This is a genomic window from Pseudochelatococcus lubricantis, from assembly GCF_042432495.1.
Classification (GTDB): Bacteria; Pseudomonadota; Alphaproteobacteria; order Rhizobiales; family Beijerinckiaceae; genus Pseudochelatococcus; species Pseudochelatococcus lubricantis.
On record NZ_JBHLXC010000024.1, the window covers coordinates 1 to 25,881 of the forward strand.

General features: G+C 67.3%; 20 protein-coding genes. 13 read left to right on the forward strand and 7 right to left on the reverse strand.

Features of this window, described 5'->3' with window-relative positions:
* Positions 1-461: 461 nt before the first annotated feature.
* Positions 462-1,103 (reverse strand): DNA-3-methyladenine glycosylase family protein, encoded by a 642-nt coding sequence (locus ACFFJ7_RS19235; RefSeq protein WP_377594549.1) that lies wholly within the window; start codon positions 1,101-1,103, stop codon positions 462-464.
* Between the two features lie 164 nt (positions 1,104-1,267).
* Positions 1,268-1,852 (reverse strand): TetR/AcrR family transcriptional regulator, encoded by a 585-nt coding sequence (locus tag ACFFJ7_RS19240; protein WP_166955935.1) that lies wholly within the window; start codon positions 1,850-1,852, stop codon positions 1,268-1,270.
* A 140-nt stretch (positions 1,853-1,992) separates the two neighbouring features.
* Here ACFFJ7_RS19240 and ACFFJ7_RS19245 point away from each other — a divergent pair, with 140 nt between their 5' ends.
* A complete protein-coding gene (locus tag ACFFJ7_RS19245; RefSeq protein WP_377594552.1) occupies positions 1,993-5,427 on the forward strand; it encodes an acyl-[ACP]--phospholipid O-acyltransferase in 3,435 nt (1,144 codons plus the stop codon).
* Positions 5,428-5,434: 7 nt separating this feature from the next.
* Here the strand turns inward: ACFFJ7_RS19245 and ACFFJ7_RS19250 are convergent, their stop codons facing one another.
* Entirely contained in the window at positions 5,435-6,334 is a 900-nt protein-coding gene (locus ACFFJ7_RS19250; RefSeq protein ID WP_377594554.1) for a LysR family transcriptional regulator, read from the reverse strand.
* Between the two features lie 178 nt (positions 6,335-6,512).
* Between ACFFJ7_RS19250 and ACFFJ7_RS19255 the strand changes: the two genes are divergently transcribed.
* From ACFFJ7_RS19255 to ACFFJ7_RS19270, 4 genes are all read left to right on the forward strand, one after another.
* Positions 6,513-8,048 carry an MFS transporter gene (locus ACFFJ7_RS19255; protein ID WP_377594557.1) on the forward strand — a complete coding sequence of 512 codons (1,536 nt, stop codon included), beginning with the start codon at positions 6,513-6,515 and terminating at the stop codon, positions 8,046-8,048.
* 71 nt (positions 8,049-8,119) lie between these two features.
* On the forward strand, positions 8,120-8,536 hold the full coding sequence (locus tag ACFFJ7_RS19260; RefSeq protein WP_377594560.1) for a hypothetical protein: 417 nt from the start codon (positions 8,120-8,122) through the stop codon (positions 8,534-8,536).
* A 149-nt stretch (positions 8,537-8,685) separates the two neighbouring features.
* Positions 8,686-10,185 (forward strand): multicopper oxidase family protein, encoded by a 1,500-nt coding sequence (locus ACFFJ7_RS19265; protein WP_377594563.1) that lies wholly within the window; start codon positions 8,686-8,688, stop codon positions 10,183-10,185.
* A gap of 79 nt (positions 10,186-10,264) precedes the next feature.
* Complete coding sequence (locus ACFFJ7_RS19270) at positions 10,265-12,358, forward strand: copper-translocating P-type ATPase (protein ID WP_446686894.1); 2,094 nt, start codon at positions 10,265-10,267, stop codon at positions 12,356-12,358.
* A 12-nt stretch (positions 12,359-12,370) separates the two neighbouring features.
* Here the strand turns inward: ACFFJ7_RS19270 and ACFFJ7_RS19275 are convergent, their stop codons facing one another.
* Entirely contained in the window at positions 12,371-12,517 is a 147-nt protein-coding gene (locus ACFFJ7_RS19275; RefSeq protein ID WP_377594566.1) for a hypothetical protein, read from the reverse strand.
* Between the two features lie 58 nt (positions 12,518-12,575).
* Here ACFFJ7_RS19275 and ACFFJ7_RS19280 point away from each other — a divergent pair, with 58 nt between their 5' ends.
* Complete coding sequence (locus tag ACFFJ7_RS19280; RefSeq protein ID WP_377594569.1) at positions 12,576-13,007, forward strand: carboxymuconolactone decarboxylase family protein; 432 nt, start codon at positions 12,576-12,578, stop codon at positions 13,005-13,007.
* A 26-nt stretch (positions 13,008-13,033) separates the two neighbouring features.
* On the forward strand, positions 13,034-13,927 hold the full coding sequence (gene sigJ / locus ACFFJ7_RS19285) for an RNA polymerase sigma factor SigJ (RefSeq protein WP_377594572.1): 894 nt from the start codon (positions 13,034-13,036) through the stop codon (positions 13,925-13,927).
* A 67-nt stretch (positions 13,928-13,994) separates the two neighbouring features.
* Here the strand turns inward: sigJ and ACFFJ7_RS19290 are convergent, their stop codons facing one another.
* The 3 genes from ACFFJ7_RS19290 to mprF form a co-directional block, all read right to left on the reverse strand.
* The gene (locus ACFFJ7_RS19290; RefSeq protein ID WP_377594575.1) at positions 13,995-15,710 is read right to left on the reverse strand and encodes an ABC transporter ATP-binding protein; all 1,716 of its coding nucleotides are present in this window, start codon (positions 15,708-15,710) and stop codon (positions 13,995-13,997) included.
* Positions 15,711-15,799: 89 nt separating this feature from the next.
* Positions 15,800-17,221: an AcvB/VirJ family lysyl-phosphatidylglycerol hydrolase gene (locus ACFFJ7_RS19295; RefSeq protein WP_377594578.1), complete on the reverse strand. Its 1,422-nt coding sequence runs from the start codon at positions 17,219-17,221 to the stop codon at positions 15,800-15,802.
* A gap of 34 nt (positions 17,222-17,255) precedes the next feature.
* Positions 17,256-19,874, reverse strand: coding sequence for a bifunctional lysylphosphatidylglycerol flippase/synthetase MprF (gene mprF / locus ACFFJ7_RS19300; RefSeq protein WP_377594580.1), 2,619 nt, complete (start codon positions 19,872-19,874; stop codon positions 17,256-17,258).
* A 198-nt stretch (positions 19,875-20,072) separates the two neighbouring features.
* Here mprF and ACFFJ7_RS19305 point away from each other — a divergent pair, with 198 nt between their 5' ends.
* The 6 genes from ACFFJ7_RS19305 (at position 20,073) to ACFFJ7_RS19330 (ending at position 25,856) form a co-directional block, all read left to right on the forward strand.
* A complete protein-coding gene (locus ACFFJ7_RS19305) occupies positions 20,073-20,537 on the forward strand; it encodes a MarR family winged helix-turn-helix transcriptional regulator (protein WP_166955954.1) in 465 nt (154 codons plus the stop codon).
* Positions 20,534-22,465 (forward strand): FUSC family protein, encoded by a 1,932-nt coding sequence (locus ACFFJ7_RS19310; RefSeq protein ID WP_377594583.1) that lies wholly within the window; start codon positions 20,534-20,536, stop codon positions 22,463-22,465. The genes ACFFJ7_RS19305 and ACFFJ7_RS19310 overlap by 4 nt, the downstream gene beginning before the upstream one ends.
* Before the next feature lie 57 nt (positions 22,466-22,522).
* On the forward strand, positions 22,523-23,188 hold the full coding sequence (locus tag ACFFJ7_RS19315) for a ceramidase domain-containing protein (RefSeq protein WP_377594584.1): 666 nt from the start codon (positions 22,523-22,525) through the stop codon (positions 23,186-23,188).
* Positions 23,189-23,288: 100 nt separating this feature from the next.
* Positions 23,289-23,840 (forward strand): HPF/RaiA family ribosome-associated protein, encoded by a 552-nt coding sequence (locus ACFFJ7_RS19320; protein WP_377594586.1) that lies wholly within the window; start codon positions 23,289-23,291, stop codon positions 23,838-23,840.
* Positions 23,841-23,897: 57 nt separating this feature from the next.
* Positions 23,898-24,365 (forward strand): host attachment protein, encoded by a 468-nt coding sequence (locus ACFFJ7_RS19325; protein WP_377594589.1) that lies wholly within the window; start codon positions 23,898-23,900, stop codon positions 24,363-24,365.
* A gap of 366 nt (positions 24,366-24,731) precedes the next feature.
* On the forward strand, positions 24,732-25,856 hold the full coding sequence (locus ACFFJ7_RS19330; RefSeq protein WP_377594591.1) for a DUF2218 domain-containing protein: 1,125 nt from the start codon (positions 24,732-24,734) through the stop codon (positions 25,854-25,856).
* Positions 25,857-25,881 lie beyond the last annotated feature (25 nt).

The window sequence follows — 25,881 nt, forward strand, 5'->3', positions numbered from 1 at the left end:
TCCGCTCACAGAAAAATAAAACCCAGCCGCCGCAACCAATCTCTCAAACCGCCCGCAGCGCCGGTGTGACCCCTATCTAAGTTACACCCCCACTCACGTCAATCCCTCAAATAATTATCCACAGGCAGAATGGCCAACTTTTTTTAAACCGTCATCATTCGTCAGTCATAGTCCCTTGATTGGCAATGATATCTTGCGTTGCCGCCCGATCGTGTTTTTCCCCCTCCCCCGCATTGAGGGAGGGTCGGAGAGGCTGTTTTCGGAATAAACCGATTCTCCAGCCCTATCTTCGCCCGGGCGCCTCCGTCTTCGGCAGCACCTGGAGCAGTCTGTAGCCACGTCCGTCCACATCCACGTCCATCCGCGACGGCCTGCATCAGGACGAGCGCGGAAATACCGTGAAGGACCGCGCGACGGTTCAATATGATCCGCTCACTCTCGAATCGCTTGAGAAGCCTGCCTCATGCGGTCAGTCCTTCCCGCCCCTTCGCGAGCGCATAATAGGACCAGAGCAGCCGCGCCGCGACGCCCCGCCATGGTCGCCAGCGCTCGGCATGGGCCTCCAGCTCGCGCGGCTGCGGCCGCTCGGGAAAACCGCAGGCCTGGCGCGCGGCCTCCCTCAGCGCCAGATCGCCCGAAGCGAAGGCATCTCCATGCCCCACACAGGTCAAGGCATAGATATCGGCGGTCCAGCCGCCGATGCCGCGAATCGCGGTCAACTCGCTACGAATGTCGTCCGCCGCCATGGTCGCCAGGGCAGCCAGATCGAGATGCCCGTCGGCGATCGCGCCGGCGCAGGCCCGCAGCGTCGCCTGCTTCGGGCGGGAAAGGCCGCATCGTTTCAGATCGTCATCCGTGGCCGCGAGCACCCGCGCCACGGTCAGCTCCCCCAACACCGTCAGCGTGCGGTTCCAGATCGCCCGGGCGCTCGCCACAGACACCTGCTGGGCAATCACGATGGAACAAAGCCCCTCGAAACCGCCGGCGCGGCGCCGGAGGGGCGGCAACCCCGCTGCCTGGAAAATCGCGGCCATCACCGGATCGGCTTGCGCGAGCCACGCAACCCCCTCGGAAAGGTCAGCTTCCGATTCGATCAGCCTCATGTCGGCACCGCCCCTCGGGATTCGTCCGCGCGGCCGCGTCCGGCAGCCGGGAGGCACGGCAAGCACGCTCTGTCAGATCCGATAGCACAACGGAAACGTCGCCGGCGCAAGCGGCGTGTCCGGCATGACGAGCCCCGGTGCAGCTCGGGCACGATCGTCTCCGGTCACGACACGAGCTTCAGGACGACCGCGCGGATTTGTTCCCTGAGCGTCTCGTCCGGAAGGCGGCCGAGGCGATCCGCGATGCCGAGGGAGACGATGCCGTGAATGGCTGCATAAAGCGTGCGTGCCTGCAGGAAGGCCGCCTCGTCCGGCAGGCCGGGATGGAGCATCTGCAGCTTGCCAGCGATTCGGCGGAACAGGCGGAAATGATCCTCCCGGTGCCAGTCGGGCAGCGGCCGGGACATCCGGTGCTCGAAAAGCGCCGACCAGGCGTGATAGTGGCCGGCTGCGAAATCCATGTATGCATAGGCCATGGCGCATAGCTGGCCGGCAATTCCGCTGCCCCCATCCTCCCGCTCGATGGTGTCCAGCGCGCCGGCGAGCCGGGACAGTGTGCGGGCGTTGACGTGCAGGGCGAGCGCGTCGAGGTCTGCGAAGTGGGTGTAGATCGTGCCGGTCGAGCAGCCGGACGCCCGGGCGACATCGCGGATATTCAGGTGCCCGATCCCCTTCTCGCTCACGATGCGTTCGGCGGCATCGAGGATGTCGCCTCGCCTGCGCTCGTTCGACTCTTCGCGAACTCCCATCCGGCATTCTCCTGCCCGTCAAAAAACATGAACAATGTTCAGAAAAAATATTGAACATTGTTCGATAATAAGTATGCTGATTTCCGGACGATGTTCAATCCATTTCCGCGGCGCGTGACGCCGGGAAGGACTGGGAGCGCATGATGCCCGCACCGAAAGACCCGACGCCGCTGATGAGATCGCGGCGGTTCGCACCGTTGTTCTGGACGCAGTTCTTTGCCGCCTTTTCGGACAATTTCCTGAAGAACACGCTGGTGTTCGTCATCCTCGCGACAATGGCGGCGGACGCGGCCGCATCGGCGGTGACGCTGGCCGGCGCGGTGTTCATGCTGCCCTTCCTGCTGTTTTCCGCGCCGGGCGGCGAGATCGCGGACAGATACGACAAGGCCGCCGTGTCGCGCTGGCTGAAGGGCGCCGAGATCGGTGTGGCCTTCCTCGCGGCGGTAGGCATCGGCATTGGCTCGATCCCGGTGATGATGGCCGCGCTGTTCCTTTTCGGCACCGGCTCGGCGCTGTTCGGGCCGATCAAGTATGGCGTCCTGCCCGACTATCTGGATCGCAGCGAGCTGCCGAAGGCGAATGCGTGGATCGAGGGCGGAACGTTCATCGCCATCCTCACGGGCACGATCCTCGCCGGCATCTCGTTCGCGGGCGGCGGCGACAATCCCTACATCTTCGGTGCGCTGCTGGGGGGGTTCTCCGCCCTCGCCTTTCTGGCGAGCTGTTTCATGCCGCGCACGGGCTCGGCCGCGCCGGGCCTGCGCGTGAGCCGGAACATCGCCGCCTCGTCGTGGCGCATCCTGCAGGATGTCGTGTCGGAGCGGCGGCTGCTGATCACCTCGCTGATGGTATCGTGGTTCTGGCTATGCGGCGCCATCGTCATGTCGATCGTGCCGCCCTTCGTGAAATCCGCCGGAGGCGACGAGGTGGCGATCGCCATCTGCTTCGCCGTCTTCGCGGTGTCGATCGGCGTCGGCTCCGCCATCGCGGCCTGGCTTTCGGCGGGCCGTATCGTGCTGCTGCAGGCCGTCGTCGGCACCATCGGCTTCGGGTTGGCCTGCCTCAACCTGTCGCGGCTCATCGCCTCGCTGCCAGCGCCGGAATCGCCCGCCGGCGGGCTGGCGTTCTTTCTTCAGCCTTTCGCGCTCAATCTGGTCGTCACGCTGGCGCTCGCCGCGATATCGGGCGCCTTCCTGATCGTGCCGGCGTTCGCTGCGTTCCAGGCGTGGGCGCGGCCGGAGGCACGGGCACGGGCCGTTGCGGCGAACAATATCATGAACGCGCTTTTCACGACCGCCGGCGGCCTGATCGTGGCCGGCGTCCAGGGTGTCGGCGCCTCGCTGGCGATGGTGACGTTCGGCCTGGGGCTGGCGTCGGTCGCCGCCGGCGTGCTCATGTTCCGCTTCCTGCCGACGAGACCGCTGCGCGATTTCATCTCCATCCTCTTCCGGGCATTTTTCCGGCTTGAGGTGAGCGGCATCGAGAACCTCGAAAAGGCCGGCCCCACGCCCATACTCGCGCTCAACCACGTGTCGTATCTGGATGCAGTGCTGGCGCTGGCGATAACGGAAAACGGCTCGCTGCGCAGGCCGGTGTTCGCCATCCATGCGGGCGTGGCGAAGAAATGGTGGGTGAAGCCGTTCCTGCCTCTCGTTGACGCCGTGCCGCTCGACCCGACGAAACCGATGGGGACGCGCACGCTGATTCGGCTTGTCGAGGCCGGCAATCCCCTCGTCATCTTCCCGGAGGGCCGGATCACGGTGACGGGCAGCCTGATGAAGGTCTACGACGGCGCTGCCATGGTCGCCGACAGGACGGGCGCGATGGTGGTGCCGATCAAGATCGACGGGCTGGAGCAGACCTTCGTCTCGCATCTCTCGTCGATGCAGACGCGCCGGCGGCTGTTCCCCAAGGTTCGGGTGATGATCAACCCGCCGGAGCGGCTGGAGGTAGAACCCGGCATCACGGGGCGCAAGCGCCGCATGGCCGCAGGCGCCCAGCTCTACACGATCATGTCCAACCTCGTGTTCTCCACCTCCGGCAAAACGGGAACCGTGTTCGAGGAGGTCGTGCGGGCGGCCGACGACTTCGGCATGGGCCGCGTCGCTGTCGAGGACCCGCTGTCCGGCACGCTGACCTACGGCGAGTTGCTGACAGCGACACGGGCTCTGGGCCACGAACTGCGCCATGCGCTGGCGGACGAGGAAGCCGTCGGCGTGCTGCTGCCGAACGCGAACGGCGTCGCCGTCACCTGGCTCGCGCTGCTGTCGGCCGGCAAGGTGCCGGCGATGCTGAATTTCTCGGCGGGGCTCCTCAATATCAGGTCGGCTTGCAAGGCCGCCGAGATCAGGAGCGTCGTGACATCCCGCGCCTTCGTCGAAAGAGCGCGCCTCGGCGACGTGGTCGAGGCACTGACGCTGGACGGCGTGCGGATCGTCTGGCTCGAAGACATCCGGGCCGCCATCGGCCTGCGGGGCAAGGTGCTGGCCCGGCTGAACAGACGGCGGCCGCTGGTAGCCAGGCGGAGCGGCGACCGGGCCGTCATCCTGTTCACGTCCGGCTCCGAAGGCACGCCGAAGGGCGTGGTGCTCACCCACGCGAACATGCTCGCCAACGCCGCGCAGGCGGCGGCGCGGGTCGATTTCCACAAGGGCGACAAGGTGTTCAACGTCCTGCCGGTATTCCACTCCTTCGGTCTGACGGCGGGAACCGTGCTGCCGCTGGTGTCGGGCGTTCCGGTCTATTTCTATCCTTCGCCGCTGCACTACCGCATCATCCCGGAGGCCATCTACTCCTCTAACGCGACGATCATCTTCGGCACCGACACCTTCCTCGCGGGCTACGCGCGCACCGCGCACCCCTACGACTTCCGCTCGGTGCGGTACTGCTTCGCCGGCGCGGAACCGGTGAAGGCGTCGACACGCAACACCTACATGGACAAGTTCGGCCTGCGCATCCTTGAGGGATACGGCGTGACGGAGGCCTCGCCCGTGATAGCGCTGAACACGCCGATGTACAGCAAGCCGGGCACCGTTGGGAAGCTGATGCCGGGGATCGATGCGCGCCTCGATCCGGTGGAAGGCGTCGAGGACGGCGGACGCCTGTTCATCCGCGGCCCAAACATCATGGCGGGCTATCTGAGGGCGGAAAAACCGGGCGTTCTGGAACCGCCGGCGGAGGGGTGGCATGACACCGGCGATATCGTCAACATCGACGACGACGGCTTCGTCACGATCCTCGGCCGCGCGAAGCGCTTCGCGAAGATCGGCGGGGAAATGATCTCGCTCGCGGCGGTGGAGGCGCTCGCTTCCGAACGATGGCCGGGTCTGCCGCTGGCGGTGACGGCGGTGAGCGACCCGCGCAAGGGCGAGAAACTGGTTCTCGTCATCGACGGAGAGGGTGCGAGCCGGAGCGAGCTGCTCGCCTTCGCGCGCGGAAAGGGCGTGAGCGAACTCGCCGTGCCGGCGGAGGTGATCGTCGGGAAAATCCCGCTTCTCGGCTCCGGCAAGCCCGATTACGTGGCGTTGAAGACGATGGTCGAGGAACGCCGGGCAGCGGAGCCGGCGCAGGCATAACGCCCCCTCATCGGTCGCCCGCATCCAGTTCGATGGCGGGCGACTGCACGATCTGCCGGATGAGCGTCTTCACCGTCGGCGCGCTTTCGGTGGCGCGGAAAACGGCGGCGACCTCCGAGGGAATCGGCTCGCCGGCAACGGGGCGAAAAACGACGTTCGGCATATGCATGATGTCTCGCACGATGCCCGGAATGACCGATATCCCGGTGCCGAGCGAGACCTGCGTCAGCACGGCGAGCAGGCTGCCGGGTGACGAGACGATCCGTGGCGCGAACCTGCCTCGCCGGGCAACCTCGTAGGTTCCGGCCTGCTGCTCGGGCGCGATGAGCGCCTCCCCGGCGAGCAGGGCCGGCCGCAGCGGGCGCGTCTCCCCGGCCTCGGGATGGCCGCCGGGCAGCGCGAGGCAGAAATAGTCGCGCAGCAGGACATGCACCTTCAGCTCACGCGGCAACGCCATCGGCAGGCGGACGAAGCCGATATCCACATGCCCGTCGGCGACCAGCCCGGGCAGTTCGTCCATCGGAAACTCGCGGGCATCGAGATGCACACCCGGCCACGACAGGCGGAAGCGGCTCGTCTGGTCCTGAAGCACGCCGGCATAGGCGGCAGAGCCGACGTAGCCGATCTCGACGCGGCCGATCTCGCCCCGGCCAGCGCGCCGGCCCGCACTTTCGGCGCGTGCATATTGTTCAAGGACATTGCGCGCCTCCGCGAGAAAGATCTCGCCCGCCGGCGTGAGCGTGACGGAGCGTTTCGTGCGGAGGAAGAGACGCGCCGACAGCGTACGCTCGATTTCCTGAATCTGCACCGTCAGCGTCGGCGGCGCGATGTTGAGCCGCTCGGCCGCCCGCGCGAAGTGCAGTTCCTCGGCCAGCGTCACGAAGTATCGAAGATGCCTCAGCTCCATCCCGCTCCCATCGTTTCATATTAGTCCATGCCTAATAATAAGCGAGAAAATCGCGAATGAAAGAAATTCCGGCTTGCTGTTCACTGGCGCGTGACCGCACCCGCAGGAGGATGACCATGCCGAGACCGCACCGCGCGCCGGGCCAACCAGCCTTTGCCGCCACGCCTGCCGGGTCCGTATGATGACCGTCGGGCTCTCCCTCGCACGCAGCGCCGCGCGGCCTCTGCCCCTCCTGCTGACCGCGTCGACCGGCTGCGCGATGACGGTGCTCGACACCAATATCGTCGCCATCGTGCTGCCGACCATCGCCCGCGATTTCGGCGCGAGCTTCGCCGAGATCGAATGGGTCGTCAGCACCTATGTGCTGTGCTTCGCCTCGCTGCTGCTGCCCGCCGGTGCGGTCGCGGACCGGTTCGGGCGCAGGCGCGTGTTCCTCGTCGGCATCGGCGCCTTCGCCCTCGCCTCCCTCCTGTGCGGGCTCGCGCCGTCCGCCGCCGGCCTCTATCTCGCGCGCGCCTTCCAGGGTGCGGCGGCCGCGTTCCTGCTGGCGCCCGCGCTCGCCGTCATCGCCCACGCCTTCCACGGCGACGCGGAAAGGAACCGCGCGTGGGCGATATGGGGGGGCATCATGGGCCTGACGATGGTGCTGTCGCCGATCGCCGGCGGCGTCATCGCCCATCTGCTCGGCTGGCGGTGGGCTTTCCACGTCAATGTCCCGATATGCGCCGCCCTGGCCGGCGCAGCCTTCCTGTTCGTGGATGAATCGCGAGACGAGGCTGCCCGGCGGCTCGACCCCGCCGGCATCCTCTTCTTTGCCTCGGCGATGTTCGGGCTGACATGGGGGCTCATTAACGGGCAGGCGCACGGCTGGACCTCCATTAACGCCGTTGCCGGCTTTGCCGGCGGCGCAGGCGCGCTCGTGGCCTTCGTGATCGCAGAACGCCTTCAGGCGCGGCCTATGCTGGACCTCGGGCTCTTCCGCAATCCCAGGCTGGTCGGCGCGGTCTGGGCCATGTTCGCCTATGCGGCCTGCGCACAGGTGATGGCCTCGCTCCTGCCGCTGTTCCTGCAGAACGGTCTTGGCCGCCCACCGCTGGAGGCCGGCTTCGCGATGCTGCCCTTCGCCCTCGCCATGCTGACGTTCCCGCATGTCGGCCGCCTGCTCGGCCGCTACCTCTCCCCGGCGTCCATTCTCGTCGTCGGCCTTGTCGTCGTGGGGCTGGGCAACGCGCTGACGGGATGGGGGGCGCAGCTCGGCGCCTGGTCCGTCGTCATGCTCGGCATGTTGGTGCTCGGAAGCGGCGGCGGCCTGCTCAACGGCGAGACCCAGAAAGCGATCATGGGCGTCGTGCCGCGCGAGCGCGCCGGCATGGCATCCGGAATCAGCACGACCGCGCGCTTTTCGGGCATCCTGCTCGGCTTCGCCATGCTCAGCGGCATTCTGGCTACCGCCGTGCGCGGCATGCTCGCCACCGGGCCGTGCGATGGCGCCGAGGCATGCGCCCTCGCCCGCGCCTTTGCCGATGCCGTCGTGGCCGGCGACCTGCCGCAGGCGGCCAGCCTGACGGAATCGGCGGACATCGCGATCACGCAGGCCCGGACGGCATACTCGGCCGGTTTCTCGGCGGCGCTGCTCACCGCCGCCCTCATCGCGGGCCTCTCCGCCGTCGTCGTCTGGCGGCTCATGCGCGCGGGCCGGGCCAGCCGGCGCTGATGTGAATCGCGGCGCTGCGTCGGCCGGCCGGGGATGATAGACTGTCGCTGGAGCGGGAGTTGATTCGGCCGATGGCGAAAGTCTGGCGCATGGTCATGCAGGCACGGTTGCTCGCGGCCCTGCTGGTCGCGGCAGCGCTGCTGGCCGCGCCTTCGGCATCGGCCATGCCCATGCCGGCCTCCGTACCCTGCCGCGATCACGCCGAGCAGGCGCATCACACCGGTCAGCCGCATCACGCCGACGCCTCCGCGCCGGATGACCACGCGGACCAGCCCCGGAGCGATCACTCTCACGCCGGTCACACCCGAGCCGGCGATCACAAATCCTGCTGCAGTGTCGCCTGCGGCGTCTGCATCGTCGCAGTCAATCCGGCGGGAGCGGACGTCCCCGACCTGTCTTCCCTTGGCGGGCCATACGAATGGGCCGACCAGACCGGCCATGGCCGGTCGATTCCGCCAGTTCTGGCCCCTCCCCGATTCCGGGTCTGAGACAGGCCGGGCCGCCCCCGGCGCGCCATCTCGTCCCGCTGTCTGTGCATCGCCTGCCCCGGAAACAACGGCTCTCGGGCCCGATGCACCGAAGGCGCTTCCAGACCCATTCGCCGGCCTCGCGCCGGCACGGAAACGAAAGTTCCATCATGAATCGTCGTGACTTTCTCACCCGGCTGATGAGCGGCGCGGCTACGCTCGCCGCGCCCGCCGGCCTTTCGCTGCCCGCCTCAGCGCCGGCGCAAACGGCCGCCCCTTCTCCGAATGCCGGTTCGCGCCAGCTCACGGTCGTCAGCCGGACGCTCGATATCAACGGCCGCGCCGCGCGCGTTTTCGGCCTCACCCAGCCGGACGGCACGCAGGGGCTTGTCCTCAACGCGGGCACCAGCTTCGATGTGACGCTTGCCAACGCCATCGATGCCCCGACGCTGATCCACTGGCACGGCCTGACGCCACCGTGGGGAATGGACGGCGTGCCGGATAATCCGGCCGCGTCCCTGCGACCGGCGGAAACCCGCCGCTACACGTTCCCGGCCGGCGCCGGCGGCACGCACTGGATGCACGCGCACACGCTACAGGAGCAGAACCTGCTGGCCGCGCCGCTGATCGTCCGCACGGACGAGGACCGGCAGCGCGACGAGCAGGAAGTCGTGATCCTGCTGCACGACTTCTCCTTCACCCCCGCGGAGGAACTCCTCGCCCGCCTCCGGGGAACATCCGCCGCAGGCGGCGGCATGGGGCACGGTACCATGATGGGGCACGGCATGCCTGATCAGGGAGCGATGGGCCAGGGAGCGATGGGCCAGGGAGCCATGAATCATGCAGGCATGATGAATCACGGGGCCATGGCCGGGATGGACCTCAACGACATCGATTACGATGCCTATCTCGCCAACGACCGCACCCTCGACGACCCGCAGGTCGTTCCGGTGGAGAAGGGCGGGCGGGTGCGGCTGCGCATCATAAACGGCGCAACGGCGACTGCCTTCACCATCGATACCGGCGCCCTCGCGGGCACGCTGATCGCCGTCGACGGGCAGCAGGTGCAGCCGGTCGACGGGAATGCGTTTCCGGTCTCCATGGGCCAGCGCCTCGACATCCGCCTGCGATTGCCGCCGGAAGGCGGTGCGTATCCGATCCTCGCGCTGCGCGAGGGAGCGGCCGAACGCGCCGGCATCATCCTCGCCTCCGCGGGCGCGGAGGTGCGCAAGCTCCCCGTGCGAGGAGAAAGCGCCGGGCCGGTGCTCGGTCTCGACCTCGAACAGCGGCTGTCGGCCGCCCGGCCATTGGCGGCACGCGCGCCAGACCGCCGCTTCACCCTCACGCTGACGGGCGGCATGGCCGGCTATGTCTGGGGCCTCGAAGGCGGCGACGCCTTGCAGGTGGCGCCGGGCGAGCGAATCGAGGTCGCGTTCGTCAACGCAACGATGATGGCGCACCCGATGCACCTGCACGGGCATCATTTCCAGGTGACCGCCATTGACGGCGTGGCCATCGCCGGTGCGGTGCGCGACACGGTTCTGGTGCCGCCGCACGCATCCGTGACCGTCGCCTTCGACGCCGGGAATCCCGGCCACTGGCCGCTCCACTGCCACCATCTCTACCATATGGTCACCGGGATGATGGCGTTCGTCGCGTACGCCGCCTGAAGCGCCGGGGCGAGGGGCGAGGCCCCCCGCCCTTTCCGGATTGACAACAGCGTTCCATCCGCGCCGGAGACAGAGGCCGATGACCGAACACAATTCCCATGCGGAGCATCGCGGCCAGCATGAAGGCCCTATGCATGCCCATCATTCTTCCACCACCACGCAGACCACCCACCGGAACCACGGCCACGCTGGCCACGACCATGCCGCCATGGTCGCCGATTTCCGGCGCCGTTTCTGGGGCGCGCTGGCACTGACTCCGCCCGTGCTGCTGCTGTCGCCGATGATCCAGCACTGGTTCGGGCTCGGCGATACGCTGTCCTTTCCCGGCAGCGGCTGGCTTCTGTTCGCTCTGTCCACGGTCATTTACGTCCATGGCGGCTGGCCGTTCCTGACGGGGTTCGTGTCCGAACTGCGCGACCGGCAACCGGGCATGATGACACTGATCGCGCTGGCGATCTCGGCGGCATACTTCTACTCCGCCGCCGTCACCTTCGGCCTGCCGGGCGAATCCTTCTATTGGGAACTGGTGACGCTGATCGTCATCATGCTGCTGGGCCATTGGCTGGAGATGCGCTCCGTGATGGGCGCCTCGCGCGCGCTGGAGGAACTCGTCCGGCTGCTTCCCGACACCGCGACGATCATTGACGCGGCCGGCGCGGCGCGGGAGGTGCCCATCTCCGCGCTGAAGCCCGGCGACCGCATCCTCATCCGCCCCGGCGCCAAGGTGCCGGTGGACGGGACAATCGTCGAGGGCGCGAGTTCCTTCAACGAGGCGATGCTGACGGGCGAATCGCGGCCCGTCTCCAAGGCCCGCGGCGACAGCGCCATCGGTGGCGCGATCAACGGCGCTGGCGCCGTGACGATCGACGTCACCGCGACCGGGGACAGGACGTATCTCTCGCAGGTCATCAATCTCGTCCGCGAGGCACAGGCCAGCCGGTCGCGCACGCAGGACCTCGCGAACCGCGCCGCCGCATGGCTGACCGGCATCGCGCTGACGGCGGGCATTGGCTCGCTCGTCGTCTGGCTGTTCCTCGGGGCGTCCTTCACCTTCGCGCTCGAACGCATGGTCACCGTGATGGTGATCGCCTGCCCTCATGCACTGGGCCTCGCGGTTCCGCTCGTCGTGGCCGTCAGCACCGCGCTCGGCGCCAGCAACGGCTTGCTGATCCGCGACCGCGCCGCCTTCGAGCGGGCGCGGCACCTCGATACGGTGGTGTTCGACAAGACGGGCACGCTCACCGAAGGCCGGTTCGGCGTGAGCGACATCGTGCTGCTCGCGGAGGGCGACGAGACGCAGGAACTGCGCTACGCCGCCGCCGCCGAAAGCCGATCCGAGCATCCCGTCGCACGTGGCCTTGTTGCGGAGGCGCAAAAGCGAGGGCTCGCGCTGCCGCAGGCCGCAGACGTCCGGAACATCACCGGTGAAGGCATCGTGGCGCTCGTGGAGGGAGAAGAGGTGAGCGTCGTCAGTCCCGGCCATCTGCTGCGGCAGGGCAAGGCCGTCGGCGGCGAAAGGCTCGTGCAGCTTGAGGCGCAGGGCAAGACGGTGGTCGTGCTGGTGCGGGGCGGGGAGCCGCGCGCCCTGTTCGCGCTGGCGGACATCGTCCGGCCGGAATCGAAGGAAGCTATCGCGGAGCTGAAGCGTCTCGGCGTCAGGTCCGTGATGCTGACGGGCGACGCGGAAGGCGTTGCGAAGGCCGTATCCGCCGAACTCGGCATCGCCGAGTATTTCGCGCAGGTCCTGCCCGACCGGAAATCGGCCCGCATCCGCGAGCTTCAGGCCCGTGGCCTGCGGGTCGCGATGGTGGGCGACGGTGTCAACGACGCCCCCGCCCTCGTGCGGGCTGACCTCGGCGTCGCCATCGGCGCGGGAACGGATGTCGCCGTGGAATCGGCGGATGTCGTGCTGGTCCGCAGCGACCCGCGCGACGTCGCCGCGATCATCGGCCTGTCGCGCGCCACCTACCGGAAGATGGTGCAGAACCTGATCTGGGCAACCGCCTACAACGCCCTCGCCATTCCGATGGCGGCCGGGCTCACTTTCGGCACGGGCTTCCTGATGACGCCGGCGGTCGGCGCTGTCTTCATGTCCGCGAGCACAGTCATCGTGGCCATCAACGCGCAGTTGCTCAGGTTCTACCGCAGCCAGCCTGCCGGGGCAGCCGGATGATCGGCCGCATGATCACTCGCCTTCCCTGCCGTTCAGGCTTTCGCCCTCGCGGACGGGAAACACCGCGTCGTTCATCTGATGATCGTGGAGGGGATGGGCCTGCCTGCCGGGTGCGATGGCTGCGATATCGCAGCCGAATTTCCTTGCGCCGGACGTCACAAACCGGAGGGCTCGCCGGTCATGAAGATGTCAACCCCTCCCACAGGAGCATCATGTTATGACGACCAGCGAACCCGTCAACCATTCCCAGACCATCCCCGAGGCGTTCAAGGCGCTGCTGCACGTCCACGAGGTGCTGGACGCGACCGGCTTCGACCGCACCGTGCATCATCTCGTCCTGCTGCGCGCCTCCCAGATCAACGGCTGCGCTTATTGCGTGAAGATGCACACGCGGGAAGCGCGTGAGGACGGCGAGACCAACGAACGGCTCGACCGGCTGGTGGTCTGGGATCAGGTCGACGACTTCTCGCCCAAAGAGCGCGCCGCGCTCGCATGGACGGAGGCGCTTACCTCCCTCGACCGCAAGACCGACTACGGCGCACTGCGCGCCGGGTTGCGCCGGCACTTCAGCGACAGCGAGATCGGCGTCCTCACGACGACGGTGGGGATGATCAATCTGTGGAACCGCCTGCAGGTTTCCGCGCATTGAAGCATGCCCCGGAAGGAGGCAACGGCATGGACGACACGCATGACATGGCCCTGTTCGAGCGCCAGAGGCCGTTCCTTCTGGGGCTGGCGTACCGCATCCTCGGCTCGCACGCCGACGCCGAGGATGCGGTGCAGGACACGTTCCTGAAATGGCGCGGCACCGACCGCGCTGCTATCGCGAACCCGGCGGCTTGGCTCACCACCGCCTGCACGCGCCGCTGCCTCAACCTCCTCAGCTCCGCGCAGCGGGCGCGCACGGACTATGTCGGCGTCTGGCTGCCGGAGCCTATCCAGCTTGCCAGCGACGAAACGCCGGAGGACGCCGTCGCGCTGGCTTCGAGCCTGTCGACCGCCTTCCTGCTTCTTCTCGAACGGTTGACGCCGAAGGAGCGCGCCGCCTATCTGCTCCACGATATCTTCGATCTCGACTACGATGCCGTCGCCGCGGCGCTCGGCATGCAGGAGGCGGCCTGCCGCAAGCTGGTCTCGCGGGCGCGGGCAAGCGTGGGTGAGGAGAAGCCGCGCCATGTCGCGCCACGGGCGCGTCAGGAACGGCTGCTCGCCGCCTTCCAGCACGCGGTGGCGACCGGCGACACGGGCGCGCTCGCCACTCTCCTGTCGGACGACATCGTGCTCGCGGCGGACGGCGGTGGCAAGGCAGCGGCCATCGGGCAGCCGGTTTCCGGCAGGGCCGAGGTGCTGGCTTTCGTCGCGGCGCGCCTCACGCAGTGGTGGCGCACTTACGAATGGCGGATCGCCCCCATCAACGGCCTGCTGGGCGTGCTGCTCTTCGAGAACGGGCGCCTCATCGCGGCGGTGAGTTTTTCCTGCGACGAGCAGGATCGCGCGGCGGGCATCTACATCGTGCGCAACCCCGACAAGCTCGCGCTTATTCGGGAGACGGGAACACGGCTTTCATGAACGATCCATCGTTTGCCGGCGCGGCAGCCGCCTTGGCCGCCGGGCGGCGGCCTCGCGGCGGTATGCCTCACGGCGGCACAACCTCCCGCGGAGAGTGGGCGAGGCTTCCCCTCGGCAGGATTCTTGCGGTGCCGTCCACGATTTCGATCACCTGATCGTCCGGCGCGATGACGCCCCGGCGATGGGTGATGGCGACGATCGTCATGTGGTCCGCCAGCCTTCTGATTTCCGTCATGATTTCCGTTTCCGTCGCCTCGTCCAGCGCGGAGCTGGCCTCGTCCAGGAACAGGAACTGCGGATCGGCATAGAGCGCGCGGGCGATGGCGATGCGCTGCCGCTCGCCGCCGGAAAGCTTGAGGCCGCGCTCCCCGACCTTCGTCTGCAGGCCATCCGGCAGGCGGCCGATGAAGTCCGTCACCGAAGCCCGCTCGGTCGCCCGCCTCAGGCGCTCCTCGTCGATCTGACGTCCGAGCGCGATGTTCGCGGCGATGGTATCGTTCAGCAGCAGCACGTCCTGCGGCACGACGCCGACCACCTCGTACCAGTCGTGCCGGGAAACGGTGGCGAGGTCGACATCGTCCACCATGACGCGGCCGCTCTCCGGCTCCAGTGCCTTCAGCGCCAGCTTGAACACGGTCGACTTGCCCGCACCCGTTTCCCCGGTCAGGAACGTGATGCGCCCCCTGTCCGCCGTGAAGCCGACATGGGAAACGATGGTACGCGGCCCGTAGGCGAATGCGACGTCCTCGAACGACAGCCGCCCTTCCGTGATTCGCAGGGTGCGGCGGTGCTCCGTTTCCGGCTCTTCCGCCGCCGTCCACATGCGCGCGAAGGGCAGGCAGCCGGCATAGGCCTTCGCGACGTCGTCGATGGCCGAGCCGATCATTTCGAACGGCTGGTTGAGCTGGATCATCAGCATGTTGATGAGCACCACGCCGCCCACCGTGAGTTCGCCCGCGTAGTAGCGCGGCAGCAGCAGCAGGAAGGTAACGGATAGCTGCACGGCGAGCGCCGCGCCGAACAGCACGGCGAGCGCGATACGCCGCCCGGCCCATCGCGTCCACGCGGTGCGCGCCTCGCCGGCCCTGGCGGAGAACGTCTCCGTGATCCAGCGGTCTCCGCCGAAATAGCGCAGCGTCTCCATGGCGTTGACGATATTGCCGATGTATTTCGCGTTTTCCTGGCCGGCGGCGACGGCCTTGTCCAGCAGCGCCCGCGTCCACTGGTTGGCGAAATGCGTGAGCGTGATGAAGATGGCGCCGTAGACGATGACGATCGCCACCATCTCCAGATTGATCGCCGCGCCCAGCACGCCGATGCTGAGCAGAATCTGGATGACACCCGGAAGGAAGACGATCAGCGCGAGCTGGACGATGATGAAGATCGCCTGCTCGCCCTTCTCCCGCGCGCTCTGGATTTCGACGGGGTTGTGGTCGATGAAGAAGCCGATCTTCTTGCGCAGCAGGCGCTCGAAGAAACTGGTGCCGGCGATGAAGTTGAGGTTCTGCGCGGCGATGAGCGACATGTAGTTGAGGGCGTAGGTCAGCGCCGTCGTCACCCCGCGCAGCACGGCATAACCGATGAAGAAGGCGATCATCAGCGCCGGCGGCGTCTCGCCGCCGAGATCGTCGATCAGGCGGGAAAACAACGTCGGCGCCACGACATTGCCAACGGCGGACAACGCCACCACCACGGCAATGCCCATGAGATACCAGCGCGACACGCGCCAGAACCGGGCATAGATATGCCGGACGGGAGTCAGGATGAGGCCCCAGTCATTCACGGCGATTTTCTCCAGATGGAATCGGCGACCCGGACTTGCACGCGCAGCTTATCGCCCGTCCGTGGCGCGACAAAGAACTTCCCGCCGCCTCACGGCGCGGCCGCCCCTTGCCCCGCCGGCTGGAGGCGCTGCCAGATCAGTTCGGCCAGATGCGCGTAATCGCCGTCGAAATGATGGCCGCCCTCTAACGGCACGCGCTGCGCCGGCCCCAGCTCCGCGGCCGTGCAGGACGTATCGCCGCTGTCGGCGTCTTCCTTGCCGTAGATGCACTGGGTGCGGTCCAGCGGCAGGCCGGCGAGCAGCGGCGGGATCGGCGCGCCGGAGGACGTGCCCGCGCTGATGAAGCCTTCCAGCGTGACCTCGTAATCCGCCGTCAGCCCCAGCGATAGCAGCGACACCAGCGCGACGTTGTCCTTCACGGCCTTCGTCATGGAGGGCCAGGCACCCGGTATCACGTCCGCGCCGAAGGAGAAGCCGGCCAGCACATAACGGTTCACGCCGAACGCCCGGCCGTAATGATCGAACAGCAGCCCCAGATCGGCGGCCAGTTCGCGCGGATCCCGCTTGGCCCAGAAATAGCGCAGGGAGTCGAGCCCGACGACGGCCACGCCACGCTGCGCCAGCCACTCGCCGATTTCCCTGTCTATGTCGCGCCAGCCGCCGTCGCCGGAAACAATGATGGCCAGCGCGTTGGCCTTCCCTTCCGGCTCGATGACGGAAACCGGCAATCCCGAGGCACCTCGGTCTCCTCCGCCTCCCAGTTTCAGGGCGTTGTCGACGATCGCGGACCGCACCGCGTCGTCGTCCCCCGCCGGAATGAAGCGCGCGTCGTCGAGCGCCGACTGGAAATCCTCGATTCGGCGGCGGTCGCTTTCCGGCGCGATCACGCGCCACGCATCCGGCAGCGGGGCCCGTGGCGGCGGCAGCGCGAACAGCCCGTCGCCGGCGGAAGTGAGGGGCGTGTCGAAGCAATAGGTCCTGTCCGCGCGGATCACCGGCTGAAAGCCGACGCTGATGCCGCCCGCCAGCGTATTGACCGGCGCCTGCGCCGCAGCGACGTAGGCGAACGCGGCACCCTCGCCGCGGCCGATGATGATCGGATAGAAATAGCGCCTGAGGCCCAGATCCTTCTCGATCTCGCGGGCAAGGTCCTTCAGGTCGTCCGAGACGTAGTGGCATTCGTTGTCCGCCGGGGCGGCGGCGAGCCGCGCCCGCACGTCGTCGAAATCCAGCGTCACGGTAATGAGCCCGGCACGCGCGAGCGCCTGCACGTCGTCATCGCGCGCGGAGGCGCTGGCGGCATCCGTCACCAGCACCGCGAGCCCGCGCACGTCCACCTCCGGGCGCGTGACGGAGACCTTGCCGAAGGTCGCGGTATCGATTTCGGAGACCGTCAACCGGGGCGGCAGGATATGTGACAGGATGCTGCTGCCGAAGAGCACCACGCCGATGGCGAGCATTCCCGCCGCGACAAGGCTGGCAAGGATGCGAAACAGCACAATGGATTTCATCGCCGCCCGTCTTTCGTTGTCGTTTGCCGGAAAATCATGCCGTCGTGGCGCCGTTCGGCCCGGCCGAAACCAGCGTCGTCACATCCAGCAGAATCTGCGGCAGGGCCCACCCCCCGGGACTTGCAAGATAGCGCGGTTCCCATACGGGATGATACTTTTCCTTGTATGCCCGCAAGCCGTGAAAGCCATAGAACCGCTCGCTATGCCGCGCCACGAAGGCGGCGAACTTGTGCCAGTCCGGCGCCAGCCTGTGGCCGGAGAGGCCGGACAGCGGCGCCATACCCAGATTGAACCAGCCGTAGCCGCCGGTCTTCGCGTGCAGCATCAGGCTGACGAAAAGCAGATCCATCACCGCCGGCATGTCCGGCAGGCGCCGCATGAGGTCGACCGTTATCTCGCCGCCCTTCTGTCCGTACCACAGATTGGCGAAGGCCAGAATCCGGCCCTCGCGCCGCACCACCGCGATATCGAAGCGCGACAGATAGCTCTCCGACCAGAAGCCGATGGAAAAACCTTTCTCGCGGGAGCCGCGCTCTGCCAGCCAGGCGTCGGACACCGCCTTGAGTTCCGCGAAATGCGAAGGAACCTCCGCCGCCGGAATGATGGCGAACGACAGCCCGTCGCGCGCCGCGCGGTTCAGGGCGTTGCGCCAGTCCCGTCCCGCGCGCCCGTCGAGCGAGAAGGCCTTCAGGTCCACGTGCGCCTCCTCGCCCAGCTTGGTGAGGGACAGGCCGCCGTCGAGATAGAGCGGCAGGCACTGTGGGCTCACCTGATAGAAGACGGGCAAGCCGTCGTTCCTGTCAACCTCTTCGAAAAAGAGCCACATCAGTTCGGAAGCGCGCGTCGGGTTCCCGACGGGATCGCCCATGGCGACCCAGCTCCGACCGCGCACCGCATACATGATGAAGGCATCACCCGCCGGATGCATCAGAAACTGCTTGTCACCCAGGAAGGCGAGCTGCGCATCGGCCCTGTCGGCAAAGGTCAATGCCTTTTCCAGCATGTCCGGAAGGGGCGGATGGGTGCGGTGCGGGGCTCTGGCGCCGTGGATCATGGCATACAGCAACAGGCCGGCGCCGACGACCACCGCCGCGAGGCTGCCGCGCAGAAAGCGCGAGGCGTCGTCGTGCCAATCGAACTCCCACCAGGCTTGCCGGCTGTAGTCCAGGTCCTCGAAGGCGGTAAACCCCAGCCAGATCGTGAAGCCGATGACAAGGGCGACCGCGATCAGCCAGAATGGCTCCAGAGGCTCCGACAGGAGCCCGGCCTTGCGGTAAAACGAGGACCGAAACAGCAACAGCAGGCCGACCACCGACCCCAGGATCAGCGCCTCCTCCCAGTCGAACCCCTTCATCAGGGAGACGACCATACCGGCGCCCATGACGACGATGGTCACCGTCCAGGCGCTCTCCAGCCGCCGCAACAGTCCGCGCGAGAGCACGAGCAGGACCACGCCGGCGGCGCTGCCGACGAGATGCGACACCTCGGCGAAAGGCAGCGGCACGAGATGGCGTAACGCGCGGATACGCGAATAGTCGGCCGGCAGCGCGCCGGACGTCAGCAGGACAAGGCCGCCCATGAACGTCAGCAGCGCGAGAAAAGCGGGAATGACGGGCGAAACGACCCGCAACAACTTCCGCATCGCGCGCATCACCCTGCTGTCGGGACGGTGCAGATTTGCATTGTACGCGCCGAACATGGCCGCCGCGACCATGAAGGGAATAAGCGTGTAGGTGAGCCGCCACACGAGCAACGCGGAGAGCAGCTCCTCCGACGGGACGTGCGGGAAGGCGAGCAGCATCGTCACCTCGAAGGCGCCCAGACCCGCCGGAGCGTGGCTCGCCACCGAGAACATGATGGCGGCGGCGAACACAACGGCGAAAGCCGGAAAGGCGGCGCCGGTTTCCGGCGGCATCAGCACCCATAGCGAGGCCGCCGCCGCCGATACGTCCACGACCCCGAGGCCGATCTGCCCGAGCGCGCTCCAGCCGCCTGGCAGGCGCACGCGCGCCTCATTCCGGCCGAAGTAACGCTGGCGGCGTCCGCACCAGATCACCAGCGCCGCAAGCGCAAGCAGCAGCGCGGCGCCGATGGACCGGTTGAGCGCGGCAGGGAGCCCGTCGAACGCGGCTATCGTGTGTGGTGCAATCACCCCGCCGAGCCCCAGAACCGCCGCCATGCCGAGCCAAAGGGTGACGCCGGCAACCGCCGTGAGCTTCGCCACCTCCGCCAGCGACAGCCCGGCACGGCCGTACACACGCCAGCGCACGGCACCCGCCGTCAGCAGCGGGAAGCCGAGCGCGTGGCCAATGGCATAGCTGGTGAAGGAGCCGAAGGCGACGGTCCGCATCGGCACCCTTTTCTCGGTCGCGGCCCGGAGGCCGCACAGGTCGTAGCCGATCAGCGCGGCATAGCTGACGAGGCTGAGGCCGAGCGAGAGAGCGAACAGCCAGCCGGGCGTTTTCGCTGCGCTGGCGATCACCGCGCCTGGATCGATTTCCGCGATCAGCGCCGCGAAAAGCCCCAGCGTCGCGCAGATGGCGAAAGCGACCAGAAACGGCTTTGCGCGGACGAGGAAGGCACGTCTCTTTTCGACGGCCAGCACACCTTCCTGCCGCGCGGCAGGAGCGCCTGCCTCGATCTTCACTTGCACGATGATGATGACCCGCCTGTTGAACGCCGCCGCCTACATATCACAACTCGCGGCCGCTCACATGGGGGCGGGCGTCCTGTTGCAACAGGGGTGGCCGCTGCGCAGCGCACGAAACGCTCCTCCGGCGAGGGAGCATTGCAACGGGGAAGCATTGCGGCTATATGATTTGAATACAAATTATTTGAATTGCATCTTCTCATGAACGACCCCGCCCCTCCCCGCGAGCGCTTCGGTATGCTCTTTGTCGGCGTTGCCCGCCGCTGGCGCGCCGCGCTCGATGCCCGCCTGGCCGACGTCGGCCTGTCCGACGCCACCTGGAGCCCCCTTGTCCATATCGGCCGCTCCGGCGGCGGCATCTGCCAGAAGGATCTGGCGGTGCGCGTCGGCATCGATGGGTCGAGCCTCGTCCGGCTGCTGGATATCCTCGCCGCCAAGGGCCTGATCGAGCGCCGTCAGGATGCGTCCGACCGGCGCTCCAACCTGCTGTTCCTGACGCGCGCAGGCGAGGAAGCGGTGGCAGGAATCCAGCAGGTGCTGACAGCGGTCGAAGGGCAGATGCTGGCCGGCATCGACGATACGGAGATGGAAGCGCTCATCGCGTCGCTCGACCGGATCGACACGCAGCTCAGGACCCTGCGCGAGGGCGGAGACGGCCGTCCATGACCGCGTCCAAGATTCCGGAACGGCTCGGGCTCGATGCGGCACGCCTTGGCTTCACCCTGCGAACGGCCATCGCGGCCTGCTGCGCCCTGTTCATTGCGTGGCTCCTCGGACTCGAACATCCGCAATGGTCCGCGATGACCGTGTGGGCGGCGTCGCAGCCGGTGCGGGGTCAACTGGTCGAGAAAAGCCTTTTCCGGGCGCTCGGCACCGTGCTCGGCGCGATCTTCGGCATGGGCCTGCTGCTGGCGTCGCACGGCTGGCCGTGGGTGATCGTTCCCGGCCTCGCGCTCTGGATAGGCCTGTGCGCCGGAGCGGGCAACATCCTGCGCGGCTTCGCCTCCTACGGAGCCATGCTGGCGGGCTATTCCGCCGCCATGGTGACGCTGCTGCACAGCGCGCAATCGGCGAGCCCGCTCGCCGTCGGCGTCGACCGCATGCTGACGGTCCTGCTCGGCCTGCTGGTGGCGCTCGCCATTGGCTGGGTCTTTGCCGCGCCCGGAGACGATCCGGACGATCTCACCCACGGGCCGCGCCGGCTGTCACGGCGGATTCTCGCGGATCTCGCGGCCTGTCTCGCCGGAAAGGCGCCGCCGGACCACGCCGCGCATCACGTGCTGCTCTCCGGGATGGCTGCGATAGAAGACAGGCTGGACGGCCGCGCGGCCGGCTCGCTGCGCTCGCGCGAGGCCGTGCGGGCGGTGCGCCGGCTGCTGCTGGCACAGGTCGCCATTCTGCTGTGGATGCGTCGCCCGCTACGGCGGGCGGAAAACGGGCCGCTGGCCGCGGCGCTGCGCGAGGCCGCCGAAGCTTATAACGAGCCCTGTCGGCCGCAGGACGCCGATGCGGCCCTGCACCGGGCTGCCGGGCTCGCCGCATTCGATCCCGTGCTGCAAGGCGCCCTTGCCGATCTGACCACGGCGGCCGCCCGCGAACGCGCCGCCGAGGGTGCATGGCAGACGGCCGGAACGCACGCGGCGGCCCTGCACCGCGACTGGATCGGCGCGCGGCAGGCTCTGCTTCGCACGATGCTCGCCATTCTCGCCGTCGGCGGAATCTGGCTGGCGACTGACTGGGAGGCCGGCGCCTTCATGCTGCTGGGCACGGCCATCATGACAACCGTGTTTTCCACGGCCGACAATCCGGTCCGGCTCCTGCGTCAGGTCATCGTGGGCCAGGCGCTGGGCGTCGCGGGCGCGCTCGCCTGCCGGTGGCTCGTCTGGCCGCTGGCGGGCGGCGAGACCGGCCTCGTGCTGTCGATGATGCCCTTCATCGTCTTCGGCGGCTTCCTCTTCGCGCACCGCCGCGCGTCGGGACCGATCGGCTTCGATTACAACATGGTCGTCCTGCTGCTTCTCCAGCCGGTATGGCCGCTGACCGGCAGCTTTCCGCATTCCCTGATGGCCGGCGTCGCCGTGGTTCTGGGGCCGGCGATCGGGCTGGTCGCCTTCCGGCTGATCTTTCCCGTCGACGGCAAACGGCGGTTGCGGACGCTGGTCGCCATGATGGTGCGCGAGATCGAGGCCATGGCCGGCCGCCGGGGCGCCTCCCGCCGCCGCCCCGTGTGGCGCGCGCGGCTTTACCACCGCCTGCTGCGGCTGGTGCGCTGGGCCGACAAAACCGGCTCCGACAAGGAAGAGGCGGTCGAGGGCAGCTTCGCCATCCTGTTGCTGGGCTCCGCCATTCTGCACTTGGACAGCCTTCTCCAGCAACCGGAACTGGCGCCGGGAGCCGCGCGGCGGCTTGACATGACGCTGGCCCGGCTGCGCCGGGTGGGACGCGATCCGCACCGTGCCGCCCGCGCCCTCGCCGCCACCGCCGCAAGCCTCGCCGGCAATCCGGCCGTGGATACGGGCCTGCTGCGCGAGGCTGCGGCGGAACTGTCCAGTCGCGCCGCATTCCTGCAGCCGGACACGCGCGCCCGCACGTGATAGGGTCACGAGCCCCTGACAAAACCTCGCGGGTTCGGCGAGCCGGAGGAGTTCGGAATGCATTGGATGCAAGCCGTCGATATCTATTGCGAACGCACCGGACCCGGCTTCTGGGCCGAACCGGTCAACGCCTTTTCCAACGCCGCCTTCGTGCTGGCCGGCCTCGTCGCCCTGCACCGGGCCCGCTCAGACGGGGCCGACATCTGGATCCGCATCCTTTGCCTGTGGGTGGCCGCGATCGGCGTCGGCTCCTTCCTGTTTCATACGTTCGCCAACCGCTGGTCCGCGCTCGCGGACGTCCTGCCGATCTGGAGTTTCGTCGCCGTCTATGTCGTCTTCACGCTGCGGCGCACCTTCGCCCTCGGATGGCCGGCGACCGGCGGGGTGCTGGCCATCGGCCTCGCTGCCATTGCACTTGTGATGCGGCTGCTGCCGGACGGAATCGGCGAGCGCACCAACCAGTCGACACAATATCTCCCCGCCGTGCTGATCTTTGTCGCTTTCGCGGCGGCGTTCGCGTGGTCCGGCCGGCCGGGTGCGCGCCTCATCGTCAGCGCTGGCCTCGTGTTTGCGTTGTCGCTGTTTTTCCGTTCCGTCGATCTGGCGGCCTGCGCTCATCTGCCGCTCGGGACGCATTTCCTGTGGCACCTGCTCAACGCGACGATGCTCGGCCTTCTCCTCGCCGTCGCGCTGAGACACAGGCTCCCGCCGCCCGCCGCATGATGCGGGCGCCGTCCCGTGCCGTTGTTGATGCGAATCAATGTAGCGCCGCGGCAGGCGTTCCAGAATGTAGCCAGTTCAGCAGAGCAGTCGGAGGTCTGCCATGCAGATCGAGCCGCAAATCCGGTTCCGCGGAATGGAACCCTCGCCGTCGGTGGAAGAAGTGGTGCGCGAGAGGATCGGCCGTCTGGAACGCTTTCACGACCGGATTACGTCATGCGCCGTCCTGATCGAAGCGCCGCACCGGCACGGCCAGCAGGGCAGGCTCTACCGCGTGCAGGTAAACCTCACTGTGCCGGGGGCGGAAATCGTGACGGGCAGACCCCAGCAGGACGAGCACGCGCACGAGGACGTCTATGTCGCCATTCGCGACAGCTTCAATTCCGCGCAGCGCCAGCTTGAAGACATTGTCCGCAAGATGAGCGGCCATCGTGTCAAGGCGCATCCCGAGACCCTGCGCGGGAAGGTCGCGCGGCTCGTTCCCGACGAGGGCTACGGCTTCATCGCCGGGCAGGACGGGCGCGAGTTTTTCTTCCGCCGCGAGAGCATGACGTCCGACCAGCAATGGCTGACGCTCGCGGAGGGTGCAGAAGTAAGCTTTTCGGAGCATGAGGGCGAACAGGGGCCATACGCTTCCGCCATCGCCCTCGTCTGATCGCACGGACGATCCCGCGTTGCAGCGGGGAGGCGGATGCGGCAGGAGGTATGAGCCATGAGAGCAGAAAAAACCTGGGTCCTGGTAGCAGACGGCGCACGCGCGCGCATCGTCCGCGATCTCGGAACGAGCCTTGAGGCCGGGGAACGGCCGGAAGACCTCGTCTTCGAGATCGATCACAAGCAACTGCGCGAGATCATGGCGGACAAACCGGGCCGCGCCTTTTCGTCCCACGGCGTGCGGCGCTCGGCGATGGAATATACTTCCGATCCCGTTCAGGAGCAGGAGGCGGCGTTCGCCGCGACGCTGCTCGAAGAGCTTGAACGGCGCCACGCCACGCACGAGTTCGACAAGCTCGCCATCATCGCGGAGCCGCGGTTGCTCGGCGTCATCCGCCGTATACTTCCCGCCGCGCTGCGTGAGACGGTCGTCAACGAGATCTCCAAGGACCTGACCAAACTGCCGAACCGGGAACTGCGGGAAGCAATCGCCGAACTCGGAATCGGCCGTCCCCGCCCCGTCTGAAGTCACCGGCACGCACGCCCGAAACAAGGCGCCATGGAGCCCGCCCCGAATCGGATCGGGCTTCGTTGCCGTTTATCGACCCTTGTCCTTCGACGAAAACCTGCATCCGTCGCAAGAATACTGAGCAATAATCGAATTATAATATCGGAGAAAATTTCTTTTTAATTTTTATAATTTATAATAATTAAAATATTTATGCCCGCTTGTCTTTCCGCTGCACCATGATAAATAAACACTGCTGCCAAGGTGTTGTTTTTATTTATTTATATTTATTCAAATCAACGCCGATACAGCAAGAACAGCTTATCCGGATGTCCTTGCGCGTCTGAATCGGCGCGCGGGCCAATGACATACAGAGTACCGACCATGAGCGAAGCGCGTCATCCTGCCCGTCTGACAGCCAGCACCCGCATTCTGCTGGAGGACTCCCGCGCGATACTCGACGGGTTGTGCGCCCATCTGGCGGAGCACGTGCCGGTGGAACGCTTCGAGGGAGGCGCGCGGCTCACCTCCGACTACGGCACGGCGCAGGCCGAAGTGCTCGACGACGCGCTGGCAATCGCCATCGATAGCGCCGACGCGGCCGGGCTGTCGTTCCTCAAGCTGATCGTAGCCGACCACATCCTGGCGCTTGCCGACGGGCAGAAGCCGGTCATCCGCTGGAGCGGCGACGGCAAGGCCGGCGAGCCCCTGCCCTATTTCCGCGAGATGCGCGTTCTGTCCGCGAGCAACGTGACGCCGCTCATGCGCCGCGTCGTGCTGGCCGGCCACGATCTCGGCCGCTTCGCGAACGGCGGATTGCACGTGCGCCTGCTGTTTCCGCCGCCCGGCGCCGAAACGCCGCAGTGGCCGGTGAGCGGCGAGGACGGACGGCCGCAATGGCCGGAAGGCGCGGCGAAACCCGCCGCGCGCGTCTACACCATCCGCAGCATCGACGCGGAGAAGGGCGAAGTCGTCGTCGACATGGTGTTGCATGCCAGCCCCGGGGGCGATCCGGACCACGATCATGCCCCGGGCGCGGCTTTCGCGTTGCGCGCAAAGGCCGGCGATGTGGTGGGCATGACCGGCCCCGGCGGCGGTTCCATCGGCGAGGCGCGGCGCTATATCCTGCTCGGCGACGAAACCGCCCTGCCCGCCATCGGCCGGCTGCTGGAGACGATGCCGGCTGAGGCCGAGGTGGCGGCGTTCGTGGAAGTCGCCGATGCATCGGAGGAGCAGGCGCTGCCATGCCCTGCCCGCCTCGATCTGCGCTGGCTGCACCGGCATGGCGCCGGAGCGGGCGGCACCGACCTGCTGGAAAAGGCTCTCCGCCAGCACCCATGGCTGCGCGACGGCGGCGACACGCCCTTCGTGTGGACTGGCTGCGAACACGCGCAAACGCGCGCAATCAAGCAGTTCCTGTTGAAAGAGGAAGGACTTCCGCGCGAAAAATACCAGGTTGCCGCCTATTGGCGCCGCGGCGCCAACGGCGACGACACACGCCGGGACTGACCACCTCCGACTCGCACGAATAGTC

Coding starts and splice junctions, on each gene's coding strand:
- ACFFJ7_RS19235 (WP_377594549.1), bottom strand. CDS start 1,103: ATGAGGCTGATCGAATCGGAAGCTGACCTTTCCGAGGGGGTTGCGTGG.
- ACFFJ7_RS19240 (WP_166955935.1), bottom strand. CDS start 1,852: ATGGGAGTTCGCGAAGAGTCGAACGAGCGCAGGCGAGGCGACATCCTC.
- ACFFJ7_RS19245 (WP_377594552.1), top strand. CDS start 1,993: ATGATGCCCGCACCGAAAGACCCGACGCCGCTGATGAGATCGCGGCGG.
- ACFFJ7_RS19250 (WP_377594554.1), bottom strand. CDS start 6,334: ATGGAGCTGAGGCATCTTCGATACTTCGTGACGCTGGCCGAGGAACTG.
- ACFFJ7_RS19255 (WP_377594557.1), top strand. CDS start 6,513: ATGATGACCGTCGGGCTCTCCCTCGCACGCAGCGCCGCGCGGCCTCTG.
- ACFFJ7_RS19260 (WP_377594560.1), top strand. CDS start 8,120: ATGGCGAAAGTCTGGCGCATGGTCATGCAGGCACGGTTGCTCGCGGCC.
- ACFFJ7_RS19265 (WP_377594563.1), top strand. CDS start 8,686: ATGAATCGTCGTGACTTTCTCACCCGGCTGATGAGCGGCGCGGCTACG.
- ACFFJ7_RS19270 (WP_446686894.1), top strand. CDS start 10,265: ATGACCGAACACAATTCCCATGCGGAGCATCGCGGCCAGCATGAAGGC.
- ACFFJ7_RS19280 (WP_377594569.1), top strand. CDS start 12,576: ATGACGACCAGCGAACCCGTCAACCATTCCCAGACCATCCCCGAGGCG.
- sigJ (WP_377594572.1), top strand. CDS start 13,034: ATGGACGACACGCATGACATGGCCCTGTTCGAGCGCCAGAGGCCGTTC.
- ACFFJ7_RS19295 (WP_377594578.1), bottom strand. CDS start 17,221: ATGAAATCCATTGTGCTGTTTCGCATCCTTGCCAGCCTTGTCGCGGCG.
- ACFFJ7_RS19305 (WP_166955954.1), top strand. CDS start 20,073: ATGAACGACCCCGCCCCTCCCCGCGAGCGCTTCGGTATGCTCTTTGTC.
- ACFFJ7_RS19310 (WP_377594583.1), top strand. CDS start 20,534: ATGACCGCGTCCAAGATTCCGGAACGGCTCGGGCTCGATGCGGCACGC.
- ACFFJ7_RS19315 (WP_377594584.1), top strand. CDS start 22,523: ATGCATTGGATGCAAGCCGTCGATATCTATTGCGAACGCACCGGACCC.
- ACFFJ7_RS19320 (WP_377594586.1), top strand. CDS start 23,289: ATGCAGATCGAGCCGCAAATCCGGTTCCGCGGAATGGAACCCTCGCCG.
- ACFFJ7_RS19325 (WP_377594589.1), top strand. CDS start 23,898: ATGAGAGCAGAAAAAACCTGGGTCCTGGTAGCAGACGGCGCACGCGCG.
- ACFFJ7_RS19330 (WP_377594591.1), top strand. CDS start 24,732: ATGAGCGAAGCGCGTCATCCTGCCCGTCTGACAGCCAGCACCCGCATT.